The 16,421-nt window shown below is 45.9% G+C and carries 16 protein-coding genes; 11 read left to right on the top strand and 5 right to left on the bottom strand.

Annotated elements, in window-relative coordinates:
- Both ispE and lolB read right to left on the bottom strand, forming a co-directional pair.
- Positions 1-888, bottom strand: coding sequence for a 4-(cytidine 5'-diphospho)-2-C-methyl-D-erythritol kinase (gene ispE, locus ACXAH6_RS00820; RefSeq protein ID WP_474874724.1), 888 nt, complete (start codon positions 886-888; stop codon positions 1-3).
- Positions 873-1,478, bottom strand: a complete 606-nt coding sequence (lolB, locus tag ACXAH6_RS00825) for a lipoprotein insertase outer membrane protein LolB (protein WP_474874725.1) — start codon at positions 1,476-1,478, stop codon at positions 873-875. Before lolB ends, ispE begins: the two co-directional genes overlap by 16 nt.
- Before the next feature lie 117 nt (positions 1,479-1,595).
- Here lolB and hemA point away from each other — a divergent pair, with 117 nt between their 5' ends.
- From hemA to kdsA, 6 genes are read left to right on the top strand one after another with little or no spacing between them, the layout of a single operon-like run.
- The gene (hemA, locus tag ACXAH6_RS00830; RefSeq protein WP_474874726.1) at positions 1,596-2,858 is read left to right on the top strand and encodes a glutamyl-tRNA reductase; all 1,263 of its coding nucleotides are present in this window, start codon (positions 1,596-1,598) and stop codon (positions 2,856-2,858) included.
- 26 nt (positions 2,859-2,884) lie between these two features.
- Positions 2,885-3,970: a peptide chain release factor 1 gene (gene prfA, locus ACXAH6_RS00835; RefSeq protein WP_474874727.1), complete on the top strand. Its 1,086-nt coding sequence runs from the start codon at positions 2,885-2,887 to the stop codon at positions 3,968-3,970.
- Positions 3,971-4,012: 42 nt separating this feature from the next.
- Entirely contained in the window at positions 4,013-4,843 is an 831-nt protein-coding gene (gene prmC / locus ACXAH6_RS00840) for a peptide chain release factor N(5)-glutamine methyltransferase (RefSeq protein WP_474874728.1), read from the top strand.
- A gap of 47 nt (positions 4,844-4,890) precedes the next feature.
- On the top strand, positions 4,891-6,447 hold the full coding sequence (locus tag ACXAH6_RS00845) for a DUF3369 domain-containing protein (RefSeq protein WP_474874729.1): 1,557 nt from the start codon (positions 4,891-4,893) through the stop codon (positions 6,445-6,447).
- Positions 6,448-6,466: 19 nt separating this feature from the next.
- Positions 6,467-6,841, top strand: a complete 375-nt coding sequence (locus tag ACXAH6_RS00850; protein WP_474874730.1) for a SirB2 family protein — start codon at positions 6,467-6,469, stop codon at positions 6,839-6,841.
- Positions 6,842-6,859: 18 nt separating this feature from the next.
- On the top strand, positions 6,860-7,708 hold the full coding sequence (kdsA, locus tag ACXAH6_RS00855; protein WP_474874731.1) for a 3-deoxy-8-phosphooctulonate synthase: 849 nt from the start codon (positions 6,860-6,862) through the stop codon (positions 7,706-7,708).
- Between the two features lie 59 nt (positions 7,709-7,767).
- Here kdsA and ACXAH6_RS00860 read toward each other — a convergent pair whose 3' ends face one another.
- Positions 7,768-8,040, bottom strand: a complete 273-nt coding sequence (locus ACXAH6_RS00860; protein ID WP_474874732.1) for a hypothetical protein — start codon at positions 8,038-8,040, stop codon at positions 7,768-7,770.
- A 216-nt stretch (positions 8,041-8,256) separates the two neighbouring features.
- On the opposite strand from ACXAH6_RS00860, the gene ACXAH6_RS00865 reads away from it, so the two are divergent.
- From ACXAH6_RS00865 to fusA, 5 genes are all read left to right on the top strand, one after another.
- A complete protein-coding gene (locus ACXAH6_RS00865; RefSeq protein ID WP_474875032.1) occupies positions 8,257-9,156 on the top strand; it encodes a transcriptional regulator GcvA in 900 nt (299 codons plus the stop codon).
- A complete protein-coding gene (locus ACXAH6_RS00870) occupies positions 9,149-9,790 on the top strand; it encodes an alpha/beta fold hydrolase (protein ID WP_474874733.1) in 642 nt (213 codons plus the stop codon). Before ACXAH6_RS00865 ends, ACXAH6_RS00870 begins: the two co-directional genes overlap by 8 nt.
- Complete coding sequence (locus tag ACXAH6_RS00875) at positions 9,787-10,167, top strand: DUF423 domain-containing protein (RefSeq protein ID WP_474874734.1); 381 nt, start codon at positions 9,787-9,789, stop codon at positions 10,165-10,167. The genes ACXAH6_RS00870 and ACXAH6_RS00875 overlap by 4 nt, the downstream gene beginning before the upstream one ends.
- Positions 10,160-11,230, top strand: a complete 1,071-nt coding sequence (gene rlmM / locus ACXAH6_RS00880; RefSeq protein ID WP_474874735.1) for a 23S rRNA (cytidine(2498)-2'-O)-methyltransferase RlmM — start codon at positions 10,160-10,162, stop codon at positions 11,228-11,230. Before ACXAH6_RS00875 ends, rlmM begins: the two co-directional genes overlap by 8 nt.
- Before the next feature lie 183 nt (positions 11,231-11,413).
- Entirely contained in the window at positions 11,414-13,498 is a 2,085-nt protein-coding gene (fusA, locus tag ACXAH6_RS00885) for an elongation factor G (protein ID WP_474874736.1), read from the top strand.
- Between the two features lie 65 nt (positions 13,499-13,563).
- Here the strand turns inward: fusA and ACXAH6_RS00890 are convergent, their stop codons facing one another.
- Both ACXAH6_RS00890 and ACXAH6_RS00895 read right to left on the bottom strand, forming a co-directional pair.
- Positions 13,564-15,585, bottom strand: coding sequence for a transglutaminase TgpA family protein (locus ACXAH6_RS00890; protein WP_474874737.1), 2,022 nt, complete (start codon positions 15,583-15,585; stop codon positions 13,564-13,566).
- Positions 15,585-16,319 carry a DUF58 domain-containing protein gene (locus ACXAH6_RS00895; protein ID WP_474874738.1) on the bottom strand — a complete coding sequence of 245 codons (735 nt, stop codon included), beginning with the start codon at positions 16,317-16,319 and terminating at the stop codon, positions 15,585-15,587. Before ACXAH6_RS00895 ends, ACXAH6_RS00890 begins: the two co-directional genes overlap by 1 nt.
- Positions 16,320-16,421: the final 102 nt, after the last annotated feature.

The raw sequence follows: 16,421 nt of genomic DNA on the forward strand, positions 1-16,421 counted from the left end.
TTAATTAAATTCAGTGTCCGATTTCGGGTTCGCTTGTTCTAGTTTTTGTTTTAACGGCGAAACATTTACTCCACTCGCGATGAAGCTCGACCATTCATTGGGCAGTTTGGCTTGCACCTGCCTGGCCAAATTTTCATCATCAAAAGTGGCAAAAACGCACGCACCTGTGCCCGTCATTCGCGACGGTGCGTAGTGTACCAACCACTGTAATAATTTTGCAACTTCCGGATGCCGTTCACAGACAATTTCCTCACAATCATTGTGTGTTGTGGAAAAATTGTACGCATCCCATGAGATTGCCGGTGTTTTGCGTGGCAATGCTGGGTCGGTAAATACCGCCGCTGTGCTCACGTGTACACCAGGGTTGACAATTAAATAGGTTTTAGGCGCTAACTGCGTGGGGCATATTTCTTCACCCACGCCACCGGCGAACGCTGTCACACCGTGTACAAAAATAGGTACGTCTGCGCCTAAGGATAGTCCAATTTCAGCCAAAGTTTGGTCTGAGAGGTCGCATTGCCAAAGATAATTGAGTGCGACGAGTGTTGTTGCAGCGTTGGAAGACCCGCCACCAATACCGCCTCCCATGGGTAACGCTTTATTCAGATGAATGCGCGCACCTTGGCGAACGTTGGCATGGCGTTGCAATGCGTTGGCTGCTTTGATGATTAGGTTGTCTTCATCAGGCACGCCAGCGAGTGGTGTCGCCATCGTAATACTACCGGTATCATTGAGTTCAAAGGCCAGTTCGTCGCCTTTGTCGACGATTTGAAACAAAGATTGAAGTTGGTGGTAGCCGTTGTCGTAGCGCCCTAATATATGAAGAAACAGGTTGAGTTTGGCCGGGCTAGGCCACCAATCGAGTTGCATGGTTAATTGATCTGCCATTGAGTTATTCGAATTTTTATCCACTGTTTAGTGTCGTGCTTGTGTTTTAACGTCACAGAGTAAGGGAGCCAGACGTTGTTGACTTGTTTGTAATTACCGTAACTGACTTGCCAGTTCTGACAGTCATTACACTGTGGTGTGAGTTCATACACCAACCCTTTGTCTGTGAGTACGTAGTCGTCGTTGTTGTTGGGTAAGCCTTTAATCCAGTTTTTTAATTGCGCAATCGGTACGGCTAAGCCAGTCACTGCTTCTAACAGACGGTCGGTGTCGGTATCTGAATAGCTATTGCCGTCGGCTTCTATGGTGGCGACACCTTGCTCTTCGTGCATATCAGCCAATGTGACACCAAGAAAATTAGTCATGGTGAAATGAGATTCTTCGGGGCTGACATTCCAGCGCATCGAAGCACTCACAGACTGATCAGGGTGTTTTACTGCTATTTTGCCCTTGACCTGCCAGTGTGTCAGTGAAGAAAGCCGGGAAAACTGTGCGGGAGTGTTAACGTGCGATTGCGGTGCTTGCGGCTGACTGGCACACCCCCCCAATATAAAGAGAAGTAAAACAAATAGAAAAAAATATTTAGACAAAAGATGCGCAGCAATTGATTTTAATCATGATGTAAGTTGAACACAGAACAGCAAGCACTTTCAATCATTTTGGCTTTTTCGTACAATGCCGCTCCAATATTGCCAGCACAGATCTTCATGACGTTAATAGCCTTCGGAATCAACCACAAAACCGCCCCTGTTGCGCTTAGGGAACGCGTTGCGTTTACCCCTGACGCGTTGGTGGAGGCTTTGACGTCGCTAAAAGGCTTTGATGGCGTGGATGAGTCGGTGATTGTGTCGACCTGTAACCGCACCGAAATTTACGTAAAATCTGATCATAGCTGTACAGATAAGTTATTGAAATGGCTTGCTGAATTTCACGATGTTCCACTAGATAGCGTATCTGATAATGCATACGTATACGAGCAAGCTGCGGCCATAGAACACGTGATGCGTGTGGCTTGTGGGCTAGATTCTTTGATACTGGGCGAGCCTCAGATTCTTGGCCAAATAAAGCAAGCTTTTAGCAATGCAAAGAATGCTGGCATGGTCGGGGGTAATTTCGAGAAGCTGTTTCAGCATACTTTTTCTGTTGCCAAGCGAGTGCGTAGTGAAACAGAGATAGGCGCCAATGCGGTTTCTGTTGCTTTTGCCGCAGTTCAGCTAGCAAAACATATCTTTGCTTCTCTATCGGATCAATCGGTTTTATTAGTTGGCGCTGGAGAAACCATCGAGTTAGTGGCTCAGCATCTGAAAGAACAAGGCGTCAATAAACTAGCCGTAGCCAATAGAACGATTGCACGCGCTACTGCCTTGGCTGACAATTTGGGGGCAGAAGTAATGACTCTGTCACAATTACCCGAACAATTGCACAAATTCGACATTGTTATCAGTTCAACGGCTAGCCAATTGCCCTTAATCGGCAAAGGCATGATAGAGAAAGCGTTAAAACAACGTCGTAATTTGCCGATGTTTCTGGTTGATTTAGCGGTGCCGCGGGATATAGAAGCTCAAGTCAATGAACTGGGCGATGCGTACCTCTACACGGTCGATGATTTACAGCACATTGTTGAACAAAATTTGGCGTCGCGGGAAAAAGCCGCAGAAGAAGCGCAAGGCATCATTCAACAACAAGTTGTGCAGTTTCTCAATTGGCAAACCGCACAGAAATCGATTGACTTAGTGCGGCAGTATCGTCAAAAAGGGCAAGTTCAGCGCGACGAGTTGGTAGCAAAAGCCCTTAATCAACTCAGTGATGGAAAGCCCGCTGAGGCCGTTGTTGAGGAGTTGGCGCACAAATTAACCAACGCACTTTTGCATCCACCCACACTCGCATTGAGAGAGGCGGCGGCACAGAGTGATAAAACACAGGCGCAATGGCTCGCCAGTGTGATGAATATTATTGATGATGCTCAGTAAGCATCATATTGATTGTCAGGAAAATCATGAAAGACAGCGTAGTAGCAAAACTCGAAAACCTCGTTGAACGCTTTGACGAAGTACAAGCGTTACTTGGAGACCCTGAGGTTATTGGAAATCAAGAGAAGTTCCGTGCCTTGTCCAAAGAATTTAGCCAGTTAGAAGATGTGGTAAAAGGGTTTAACGCGTTTAAAGACGCGCAGTCAAACCTTGAGTCTGCCCAAGAGATGCTGGAAGAAGACGACGCAGAAATGCGTGAAATGGCGCAGGAAGAAATTAAAGAAGCCAAGGCCGACATCGAACGCCTTGAGCTTGAGTTACAAGTTTTATTGTTGCCAAAAGATCCGAATGACGATCACAACTGCTTTTTGGAAATCCGTGCGGGAGCAGGGGGCGACGAAGCAGCGATTTTTGCAGGCGATCTATTCCGCATGTATAGCCGTTACGCCGAAACACAAGGCTGGCGAGTTGAGTTGGTAAGTGCTAACGAAGGCGAGCACGGTGGCTTTAAAGAAGTGATTGCCAATGTAGCGGGTGACGGTGCCTACGGTGTAATGAAGTTTGAATCTGGCGGGCATCGCGTACAACGTGTACCAGAAACAGAATCTCAAGGGCGTATTCATACCTCAGCCTGTACGGTGGCGGTATTGCCTGAAATCCCTGAATCAGAAGCCATTGAAATTAATGCGGCAGATTTGCGTGTGGATACCTTCCGCGCTTCTGGTGCCGGTGGTCAGCACGTTAACAAAACTGATTCAGCCATTCGTATTACCCACATACCAACGGGGTTGGTTGTGGAATGCCAAGATGAGCGTTCACAGCATAAAAACCGTGCCAAAGCGATGTCGGTGTTACAGGCGCGTCTGAATCAAATGGAAGAAGATAAACGTGCGAAAGAAGAAGCGAGTACACGCCGAAGCTTAGTAGGAAGCGGTGATCGTTCTGAGCGTATCCGTACGTATAACTTCCCGCAAGGCCGAGTAACAGACCATCGTATTAACCTGACTTTGTATAAATTAGATGAAGTCATTGGCGGCGATTTGAATGCCTTGTTGGAGCCGATTCGACAAGAGCATCAAGCCGACCTACTAGCGTCGCTTTCTGACGAATAACACAAGGGCGCTAACAGCGCCCTTTGTTTTTAGGAAAAGAAAATGAGAATTGATGAAGCCTTGGCGTGGGCAAATACGGTGCTCAAGGACGGTGAATCGCCGGTTGTCGACAGTAAAGTGTTACTCGCCGATGTATTAAAACAGAGTCAAACTTATCTGTTCACCTGGCCTGACAAAGTGATCAGTGACGCTGAAGAACAGCAATTTAAGCAAGTTGTGACGAGGCGCCATAAGGGTGAACCCGTGGCTCATATTTTGGGCTATCGCGATTTTTGGTCACTCAGGCTGGCCGTCACACCGGATACATTGATCCCGCGTCCAGAAACAGAGTTGTTGGTTGAAGCTGTGTTGGAAAGAGCTGAACCGCACCACAAGCGAGTGTGTGATTTAGGAACGGGAACCGGTGCGATTGCGTTGGCTCTGGCGGTAGAGCACCCAGAATGGTATGTGCTAGGTGTCGACCGTATCGATGCTGCCATCGCATTGGCGAAGCAAAACGCTGAAAATAATCAAGTTTTCAACGCAGATTGGTTGGCGAGTCACTGGTTTGATGCTATACCCAATCAAGCATTTGATTTTATTGTGACAAATCCGCCTTATGTTGAATCGAACAGTGAGTATCTTCAACAAGGTGATGTTCGCTTTGAGCCAGACAGTGCACTGACTTCCGGAGACGACGGTTTGGACGATATTCGGCATATCACCAAGACGGCGTTAGAATACCTTGCTCCGAATGGCTACTTAGTGATAGAACATGGGCACAATCAACAACCTGAAATTATAAAAATGATGCAAGCGCACGGATACGTGCATTGCCAAGGGTTGCTTGATTTAAATGGATTACCAAGAGTCACGTTGGGACAGAAAGGTTAACACTGCTCCCATCGGTGGCTTTGCGCGCTTTTATGGGATTTTAAAGTATGAATGATGACTTTCTTTTCGCCGATGACGACGAACCAGAAATTGAAGAAGAACTGGGACATTGGAAGATTCTTGTTGTTGACGATGAACCAGAGGTTCACGCAGTCACTAAGCTCGCACTGAGCGACTTTGTTCTGAATGATAAATCGCTGGTTTTTTTGAGTGCTTACGACGGCGATGAAGCTAGGCAAATGTTCCGCGAGCACGACGACATTGCGGTTGTGTTGCTTGATGTAGTGATGGAATCTGACGATGCGGGGCTAAAGGTCGCCGACTTCATCCGCAATGATATGGACAACCACTTTACTCGCATCATACTGCGTACCGGCCAACCGGGCCAAGCACCAGAGAAAGATGTCATCATTAATTATGACATTAACGATTACAAGTCTAAAACAGAACTCACCGCACAAAAACTCTTCACTGTTATTATTGCTGCTTTGCGCTCTTATCGCGACATTATGGTTATCGAAGATGCGCGCTCAGGGCTAGAAAAAATACTCGACGCGTCAACGAATTTATTCACCTCTCGTTCGTTAGAACGTTTTATGCAGGGGATTATTCAACAACTGGCTTCTATTTTAGGCGGCTCAAAAGATGCGGCCTATATCACCTCTGCGGTTGCAGCACCCAAACGTATGACAGACTCTGGCGAGCTGTATATTTTTGCGGGCAACGGTGAATACGCCGGAAAAGAAGGGGTAAAATTGCATGACGCCTTGCCGAGCAAAGAATACAACCTGTGTAAAGAAGCGTTGGAGAAACGCGCGATTGTTTATGCAGACGAATACTTAGTGGCTTATTGTGACAGTGACTCGCTAAATGGCTCGTTACTGTTTTTAACCGGTCTTCCTCGCAGACTGAGTGACATCGACAAACGGCTGGTGCAAAAATTTGCCGACAATGTGCAAGTGGCATTTGACAACATATTGATGAACAACGAAATCGAAGAAACCCAAAGAGAAGTGATAGAGCGCTTGGGTAAAGCGATGGAGTTTTCAGAGCCTGAAAGTAACAACCTCAAACGACTAACGGCAATGGCCGAAGTGGTGGCGAAAGGCGCAAAACTTTCTTTTTCGAGTATTCGTTTGCTCAAACTAGCTATTCCTTTACTGGACATCGGCAGTTCCCGGGTGTCTGAGCAAATTCTCAATAAAGCTGGCCCGCTAACCGAAGACGAAAAGTTGCTCATACGCCAACATGCGGAGTTTGGATATAACATTTTGAAAAACTCTGAGCGCCCTACGATCAAGCTGGCTGCACTTCTTGCCAAAGAGCATCATGAAAAATGGGATGGTTCGGGATACCCAGACGGCATGCTACGCACGCAAATAGCCATTGAAAGCCGCATTGCAACACTGGTAGATGTGTTCGACGCACTATATAATTCGCGACCTTACAAGCCGGCGTGGCCGCTAGAAAAAGTGATCGCCACAATAAAATCTGAAAGTGGTAAACACTTTGACCCTCATTTGGTGGAGATTCTGTTGGAAAATATCGACGCCATCGAGAGGATTCAAACGACGTTAAAAGACGGTCGCAACATTTTTGAATAAACACATAAGGTAACGACGTATGTATATGATGGCAAAGCACCTTCACCTAACTGCCGTGGCATTGAGTATTTTGCTATTCATTGGCCGTTTTATTTGGTCTCAATTTAACCCTGAGATCATGCAGAAAAAGCTAGTGAAGGTACTGCCTCATATTATCGATACCGTATTGTTAGCCAGTGCAATATGGCTTTGTGTTATTTTGTCTCAATATCCTATCGTTAATGCCTGGCTTACTTTTAAAGTTGTTGGTGTCATCACTTATATTGTGCTGGGTTTAATTGCATTGAAAAAGGCCAAAACGGCCTCGATGCGCTGGGGAGCATTTTTGTTTGCGCTGGTTGTTTTGTCTATGACTGCGCACGTTGCTATTTCAAAGCAACCACTTTTCTTTTAATTAGGTAAAAACTTTATTATGAATAACAAAGTCATTCAGTTTAATGGTGTTGAAGTTGGTAACGACAAGCCATTTGTTTTGTTCGGTGGTATGAACGTATTGGAATCTCGCGATATGGCGATGAAGATCGCCGAACATTATGTTGAAGTGACCAATAAACTCAATATTCCTTATGTGTTCAAAGCGTCGTTTGACAAAGCTAACCGTTCTTCTGTGACGTCTTTTCGTGGTCCGGGCATGGAAGAAGGCTTAAAAATCTTTGAAGAAATTAAGCGCACCTTTAACGTACCGATCATTACAGATGTTCATGAACCTTATCAATGCCAGCCTGTGGCAGACGTGGTTGACGTGCTCCAATTGCCCGCATTCTTGGCGCGTCAAACTGACCTCGTTGTCGCGATGGCGGCAACCGGTGCTGTGATTAACGTGAAAAAGCCGCAGTTTTTGGCTCCCCACGAAATGCGTCATATTATGAAAAAGATTGGCGAAGCAGGAAATGACAAAGTCATATTGTGTGAACGTGGCAGTTGTTATGGCTATAACAATCTTGTCGTTGATATGCTTGGCATGGATATCATGAAAGAGTTTGCACCGGTTATTTTTGATGCGACTCACGCTCTTCAAATGCCGGGTGGTCGAGCTACGTCTGCGGATGGGCGTCGTGCTCAAGCTGCGCAATTAGCGCGTAGTGGTATGGCATTAGGTTTGGCTGGTTTGTTTATTGAAGCGCATCCTAACCCAGATGAAGCCATGTGTGATGGCCCTTGTGCTTTGCCATTGTCTAAATTAGAGCCTTATTTGGCCCAGATGAAAGCGGTAGATGATTTGGTGAAGTCGTTTGCACCGTTGGACACAAGCCAACAGTAAATGATTTATGTGCGGCTGGCTAACGCCAGCCGAAACACAAATCAGGTGTGAGTAGCTGACTATTCAGTATCAGCTTGTTTAGTGTTGTCGTTGCGCTCGGTTTGCGCTATCAACACAGGTTTTACACCGTATTTTTCGCCTTGTAATTGAATGGCTGAATGCGCTTGCTGCTGTACTTCAATTTGAAGGTTTTGCTTTTGTGTCATAGTTAGCGTTAACAGTTGTGCAGCCATTGCTTCGTTAAGCATAGGCTTGTGCTCAACAGTGTTGGCAAACGTGTTTGCAGTATAAGTGACAGTAAGTAAACTAATTGCTAATAGTATTTTTTTCATATTCACACCTAATTTTAATAATATGTTAAAAGTTGCAATTTTGTAATAAAGTTAACAAAATTAGACTTGTAACCTTCTGTAATTTAAAGAGGGTTTTTTAAGTCGTGTAAATAGTAAACAATTTAGAAGAATGATTAAAACGAGTAAAATTAAGTCATTTGACTTAGAAAAACTAATGAGATGTTTTCTTGGGTTGTCAAGCCCAGAGAGGCGAGTTTGAATCGTCGTTTACCCCCTCTCAATGCGCTCAAAGCCTTTGAGGCTGCGGCTCGCCACCTAAGTTTCACCAAAGCAGCCGATGAGTTGTTTGTGACTCAAGCTGCAGTGAGCCATCAAATAAAAGCGCTCGAAGAATACTTATCCATGAAGTTATTTATTCGACGCAATCGCACCTTGTTGTTAACTGAAGAGGGGCAAGCGTATTTTCTTGAGTTGAAAGACATCTTTAAGAATTTGCAAGAAGCCACAGAAAGACTTTTGGCACGAGGCAGCAAAGGGGCGATCACTGTTGCCACGCCGCCGAGTTTCGCAAGCCAATGGTTGGTACCCCGCATTAGCCAATTTAGCTTGGCTTTTCCTGACATCGACGTACGCATTAAAGCGGTGGATTACGACGAAGGTTTTTTGGCCGACGACATCGATGTGGCGATCTACTACGGTCGGGGTCGTTGGAATGGTTTACAAGCCGATAAACTCCACACCGAATTTCTCACTCCTTTGTGCTCACCTATGTTGTTTCAAAGCGACAAGCCTCTCGACAAGCTCAGTGACTTACGGCATCACGTGTTGTTACACGACTCCAGCCGCGCTGCGTGGAAACTGTGGCTCAAGTTAGTCGGTGTGAATGGTGTCAACGTGAATCACGGACCTGTGTTTAGCCATTCTATGTTGGTGTTACAAGCCGCGGCATTGGGGCAGGGCATCGCGCTGGGAAATACCATTTTAGCGAAACCAGAGATCGACGCTGGGCGTTTAATCATGCCTTTTGAAGAGAAAATAGAAAGTCGCGATGCGTTTTATTTAGTGTGTGAAGAATCACAAGCCGAATTAGGTAAAATTGCTGCGTTTAGAGAATGGATCCTCGATGTAGTGAAAGAGGAGCAAGTCTATGTCTAAATTTTTAATTGATAAGCCCAGCGTGCCAGAAGCGGTGCTTGTCTTAGCGCATGGCGCTGGCGCGGGCAGCGATTCTGATTTTATGCAGGACATTGCCGCTCAGCTATGCGCACTCGGCATTGCGGTAGTGCGCTTTGATTTCCCATATATGCATACCATTCAGAAAACGGGTAAACGTAGACCGCCGGATAAAATTGACAAGCTGACCGCACATTTTCTCGCGCAAATTGACCAGATAGAACAAGACCCACAATTAAACGGGTTGCCCATTTTCATTGGTGGCAAGAGTATGGGGGGAAGAGTGTCGACATTAATCCTCAACCAAGCTGCGCGTGTTCAGGGCGCGGTAGTCTTGGGTTATCCATTTCACCCTCCGGGTAAACCAGAAAAACTGCGGACTGCCCACTTAATGACATTGGAAAAACCACTGTTAATTGTGCAAGGAGAACGAGATACTTTCGGCACATCAGCACAAATCACTGAATATGGGTTGCCTGACAGCATTCAGCTTCACTTTCTTGCCGATGGCGACCACAGCTTAAAACCACGAAAAAGCAGTGGCTTTACTCAGACTCAACACATTCAAAGCGCCGCTGAGGTCATCATGCGTTTTATTCAGGAAACACGGCATTGAAAGTAATCATTATTATTGGTGCACTTAGTGCATTATTCGCAGTCATCCTCGGCGCATTTGGCGCGCATGGACTCAAACAAGTGTTAACACCAAGTGCACTGCAAACCTTTGAGATTGGAGTGCGGTATCAGTTTTATCACGCGTTGGCGATGTTGGTGTTACCTGCCTTATTGAACGTAGCTAATGCCAAATGGCTTACCAGAGCTGGCGGGTTCTTTTTTGCTGGCATCCTTTGTTTCAGCGGCAGTCTTTATTTGTTGGCAACGATGGGGCATAAGTGGCTTGGGCCTATCACGCCATTCGGTGGCTTGTTGTTTATGCTAGGCTGGGTTTGTATCGTCGTCGCTGCGGTTAAAGGGAAGCAGGTTGATGAGTGAGATTTTGGTCTATTGCCGGCCCGGATATGAAGTAGACACGGCAAATGAAATCACCGCAGTCACCACTGAACAAAACTGGTTTGGATACCCTACATTTAAAAGTGGTGATGGTTATATTCGTTTTCACTTTTACCAAGCTGAGCAAGCTGAAACATTTGCTAAACAAGTGCCTGTCAGCACCTTGATATTCGCTAGACAGGTCATTTGTGTTTACGGCCATTTGGTGCTGGACGACAAATCTGACCGTATTTCTCCTGTGTTGGCAGAATTACAAAACCACAGTAAAGGTATGGCAGGGCAGGTATGGGTAGAGTTTGCCGATACCGAGGCCGGTAAAGAGTTGGCTAAATTTTGTCGTAAATTCAATGTGCCATTGCGACAACAGTTGCGCAAAGCGAAGCTCCTCACTGACAAAGAACGTGAGGACAAAGCTTGTTATCACTTGTTTTTCACCGACTTTGACAATGCCACACTCGGTGTGAGTTTTGCTAAATCTCGCGCGCCGTTTTACAACGGTATTTGTCGGTTGAAGTTCCCACCTGAAGCGCCAAGTCGTTCAACGTTAAAATTAGAAGAAGCCATACTGACTCAGTTAACCGACAACGACAGACAGCGCATCTTTCGCGCTGGTGCTAGGGCGGTGGATTTGGGCGCCTGCCCAGGCGGCTGGACGTATCAATTGGTCGACCGTGGAATGTATGTGGAGTCGGTGGACAATGGCAAAATGGCAGAGAATTTAATGGCCACGGGTTTGGTGGATTACCGCGCTGAAGATGGATTTCATTACAGACCACAATTAGGGCATGTAGAATTGCTAGTTTGTGATATGATCGAGCAACCTGATCGGGTAGCCAAATTGATGGGCGATTGGATTTGTCACAACAGGGCAAATCATGCCATATTTAATCTCAAACTCCCAATGAAGCGTCGCTATGAAAGTGTGGTAGCGGCGAGGATGCATATTATTGAGCGTATGGAGCGGGCTGGGATCCCAATATCGTTATCTATCCGTCACTTGTATCACGACAGAGACGAAGTGACGGTAGCGCTTATCAGGCAATAGTGGCGCTTTTTTTATTTAGCGCTAAAAATCGGTTTTAATTTAATTTAATCAGTAACTTAAGTGAATTCGGTGACGGATCCGCTGGATAAGTTTCGTACTTTCTGCGGAAAAAGGTGTAAATGTGGTACAAAAATCCTTTATAATCCGGCCGTTTTTTTACTCTGAACCAATGAAAGTGAACTAATGGCAGACTTATCTCATTACAGAAACATTGGTATTTTCGCCCACGTAGACGCGGGTAAAACTACCACTACAGAACGTATCCTAAAGCTAACCGGTAAAATCCATAAAACTGGTGAAGTACACGACGGTGAGTCAACGACTGACTTCATGGAACAGGAAGCTGAGCGTGGTATTACCATCCAGTCTGCTGCGACTACCTGTTTCTGGAAAGATCACCGCATGAACATCATCGATACTCCTGGACACGTAGACTTCACAGTTGAAGTATACCGTTCATTGAAAGTATTGGATGGTGGTATCGGTGTATTCTGTGGTTCAGGCGGTGTTGAACCTCAGTCTGAAACTAACTGGCGTTATGCTAACGAATCAGAAGTTGCTCGTGTAATCTTCGTAAACAAACTTGACCGTATGGGCGCAGATTTCTATCGCGTTGTTGGTCAGGTTAAGAAAGTACTAGCAGCTAACCCTCTAGTAATGACGCTTCCAATTGGTATCGAAGACCAATTCACCGGTGTTGTTAACCTTCTAGATATGAAAGCGTACATCTGGGACGATTCAGGTCTTCCTGAAAACTACGAAGTAGTAGATATCCCAGCAGATATGGTTGATAAAGCAAACGAATACCGTGAGCAACTAGTTGAAACTGCTGTAGAGCAAGACGACGACCTAATGATGGCTTACATGGATGGTGAAGAACCGTCTCTAGAAGACCTGAAGCGTTGTATCCGTAAAGGTACTCGCGATATGTCTTTCTTCCCAACATACTGTGGTTCTGCATTTAAGAACAAAGGTATCCAGTTGGTACTAGACGCTGTTGTTGACTTCCTTCCTTCTCCAACAGAAGTAGATCCACAAGAGCTAACTGACGAAGAAACTGGTGAGCCTACTGGTGAAGTAGCAACGGTTTCTACTGACGAGCCATTCCGCGCATTGGCGTTTAAGATCATGGATGACCGTTTCGGTGCCTTGACCTTTATCCGTATTTACTCAGGTGTTCTGAACAAGGGTGACACCATCCTTAACAGCGCAACAGGTAAAACTGAGCGTATCGGCCGTATGGTTGAGATGCACGCTGACGAACGTACTGAGCTTCAATCTGCGCAAGCAGGTGACATTCTTGCTGTTGTAGGTATGAAGAACGTTCAAACTGGTCACACGCTTTGTGATCCTAAGAACCCTTGTACACTAGAGCCAATGATCTTCCCTGAGCCAGTAATCTCAATTGCTGTTAAGCCAAAAGACAAAGGCGCTAACGAGAAGATGTCTATCGCTATCGGTAAATTGGTAGCAGAAGATCCGTCGTTCCAAGTTGAAACTGACGAAGATTCAGGCGAAACCATCCTTAAAGGTATGGGTGAGCTTCACCTAGACATCAAAGTAGATATCTTGAAGCGTACTTACGGCGTTGAGCTAGAAGTAGGTCAGCCTCAGGTTGCATACCGTGAAACTATCACGTTGCCAATCGAAGACAGCTACACGCACAAGAAGCAGTCTGGTGGTTCTGGTCAGTTCGGTAAGATCGATTACCGCATCAAGCCTGGTGAAGTTAACACTGGATTCAAATTTGAATCTACTGTTGTTGGTGGTAACGTTCCTAAGGAATTCTTCCCTGCCATCGAAAAAGGCTTTAAGTCTATGATGGAACAAGGTCCTCTAGCGGGTTACCCAGTACTAGACGTTGAAGTTGAACTATTCGACGGTGGTTTCCACGCAGTTGACTCATCAGCTATCGCGTTCGAAATCGCAGCGAAAGGTGCATTCCGTCAATCTATGCCTAAAGCGGGTCCTCAGCTTCTTGAGCCTGTGATGAAAGTTGACGTGTTCTCACCTGAAGACAACGTTGGTGACGTAATCGGTGACCTTAACCGTCGTCGTGGTATGATCAAAGACCAAGAAGCTGGCGCTACTGGCGTTCGCATCAAGGCTGACGTACCGCTTTCAGAAATGTTCGGTTATATCGGTCACTTGCGTACTATTACATCTGGTCGTGGTCAGTTCTCTATGGAGTTCAGCCACTACTCAGCATGTCCTACTAACGTAGCTGACAAAGTAATTGAAGAAGCAAAAGCGCGCAAAGACAAATAAGTCTTGGTAGCTAAACGCTGATACGAAAACCCTGAACTTGTTTCAGGGTTTTTTTTTAGTTTTTTTTAACTAGGGCGAGATGTTTTTGCTTGTTTATTCAGCCTTTTGATAAAGGTATCAACGGCGTTAACAAACTGGCCGTCTTGTTGTTGTCCTGACTGATAGGTGAGCTGCACTAAATTTTGTGACAACATTAAAAAATGCACCGCCAGTTCATGGGGGAGTTTACCGTATACTAAATTGGCGTAATCGATTGGCCCTAGGTTACCGCGTGCAATCTGGGTGTAGTGAGTAACGGCTTTTACAGCGCGAAGATAATGAGGGATGGGACCGCGTTGTCGTTTTTGCTGCCAAACAGGCAAGTAATACACTGCGACTAACAAGGTGATCATCAACAACACCGTGAGGCACAGGAGTATGAGCCTTTCTGGTGTAACATCGCCAAGGAGAGTTTTGAGTAAGTCCTGTTGTAGCGCACTGTCATAACCGAGTATCCAACGGCTCCACATGTAATCAATGTTTGACCACACATGTTTTAGCGCCCCAATGCCCGGCAATACCTCAATATTAATCCAACTGCTGCTTAATAAAGCTGACTCTTCAGGTACTGCGCGCGCTAGACCAAATTCTACGCGGTCAGGAGAAACCAACGCAGTTGGGTCGAGTCGTTGCCAGCCTGTTTCGTCTAGCCAAGCTTCAACCCACGCATGAGCATCGTACTGATAAACGCTTAATACCTTGGGCTTTAATGCTTCACCCCCTTGATACCCAGTGACGAGGCGAGCTGGAATACCACCAAGTCGGAGTGAATAAGCCAGTGCAGACGCATAATGGGCGCAAAACCCAGCCTGATGCTCAAATAAAAATGCGTCAACAGGGTTTAGCGGCATCGGTGGTGGGGTTAGCGTATAAACAAAACGGTTGGTGGTAAAATAGCTCATTAGTGCGTTGACGAACTGCTTATTGTCTTGATTGCGTGCACGCAATTGTTCCACCCAAGCCTGGGTTTTGGGGTTCCCTTGCGCTGGCAGTTGCAAATTAAGGCGTGTGACCCATTCAATGGGCTCCTGATTCAGCGGCAGTTGGGGGTACGAACTCAACTGATATGCAGTTCTGCTCATTAAAGGGCGCTTAGCCCACAATTGATAATCGTAACCTCGCCAAATGAATTGCGTGTCAGTTGGATCAGTAGGTACGGCAATATCCAATCCGTAAAGCCACTGTTTACCCGTTGGCTCGGCAATAACCTGATAGTTGAAGTGATGGCCAAATACGTGGGGAGAAAACGGCACGCCCGCCTGTTTGTATTGTTGTCTTACTGCTTCTCTTTTAGGGCTTACAGACCATGTTGCACCATCGAACTGTTCTAAACTCATTGCCCGCCAGTATCGCTCTTGCATAACGGGGACACGGTTATTAAACGTAGCGCGAAATACTAATTCATCTGATTTTGACAACTCCGCGATGTCTCCTGGGGTTATCGTGTCAGATAGCCCGGTTTCAGAAGACTGACCATTGGGCATTTTCCACAATGGTGGTAACTGTGGGATCATCAAAAATAACAGTGCAGCAATCGGTGTTGCTTGAATAGATAGAGTAATTACCTGCTTAATGTGATTGCGAGGACCTAACTGCGGCGTATACAAGCTAGCCAGTGCAAGTAGTTGTAACACCATCAGCAAAATATAAAATAGTGAGGCGGCAACGGATTGCTCAAAAACAAAACCACAAGCGGTGAGAAATAAACAACACACAAAGAGTTGCAGAATGTCTCGTCGACGCGACAACAACATGAGCTTCAAAGCACAGGCCATGACTAATAAGTTAACCATGCTGACTAACAAGCCAAGTGAAAAACTAAACGAGGCCAGTGTGACACCAGATAACAGAGCTAATAAATTGACTGTTCGCTTACTTGGGGCGTGTTGATACCAACCGAAAAATAGTACGACGCGTACGGCTAATCCACACATGGCGAGTAACAAAACCCAAAACGCTAAGGGCGAATACAAGCTGATGCTTAACAGAGCAAAAACAATGCTAATCAGCAGGCTTGCATGGTGATGTACTATCGGAAGACGGGGCATTAACTTTGCCTCGCGGCAGATGAAACTTCAAGGTTAGGTGAATAAGTAGCTAAGGCATTCAAGCAGTGAATACGGTGTGTTTCACCTGCGGCAGGCGCAATTTCTACCGATCCTAGTTTTAACCCAAATTTGTGTTTGCGGTCAGACAGTGTCATGACTTGATAACACAACTTGCCTAATTCGGTTTCTAATTCATTGGCGGTAGAAGAGGGCAACATTAACCAACCCGTGGTTGCCACCTGAGCACTAAAGGTTTTACTCATCCATTCACCGCCTTTGGCTACTTGTTTCCAGGCAACACGGTGAAGTGGATCACCTTCTCGGTAAGTGCGCAGACTGTGAAAATCATCCTGACCAGCTATATCACTTTCACGCTCTCCCTCGTCGTCTTCGTCGTGAAGTGCGTGAAGTTGAATTGGGCACGTAATGGGTTTGGGGTAAACCGTCACACATTGATCAAAGTCTAAATAGGTCCAGCATCGATAAAGGCCAAGTGGGTAATCAGAGCCAATACTCACTCTTGGTAACATGAACTTGCCACGAGAATGCATTTCTCTTGGTAAATAGAGTTTGTTTTCACCTTGAGTCATTTCATGTTCGATAAAATCACCCTGTTCGTGTTGCCAATGTAAATTTAGTAGCCCCTGCGCAGATACTCGGTGGTTCGACGCTAAGTGGGGAGTGCCAAGTGTGATCGTCAATACGGCATTTTCTCCACAGAATACTGGTTTCACGCCTCGACATGCGGGTGTTAATCGCGAGAAATTTAAATAGCTCAAAAACAGTGTGAGCAGAAAAATTGCCAACAAAAAATGACACAAAAGAATGATCAAGTT

The sequence above is a fragment of the Alteromonas sp. ABE4_545 genome (genome assembly GCF_056161325.1).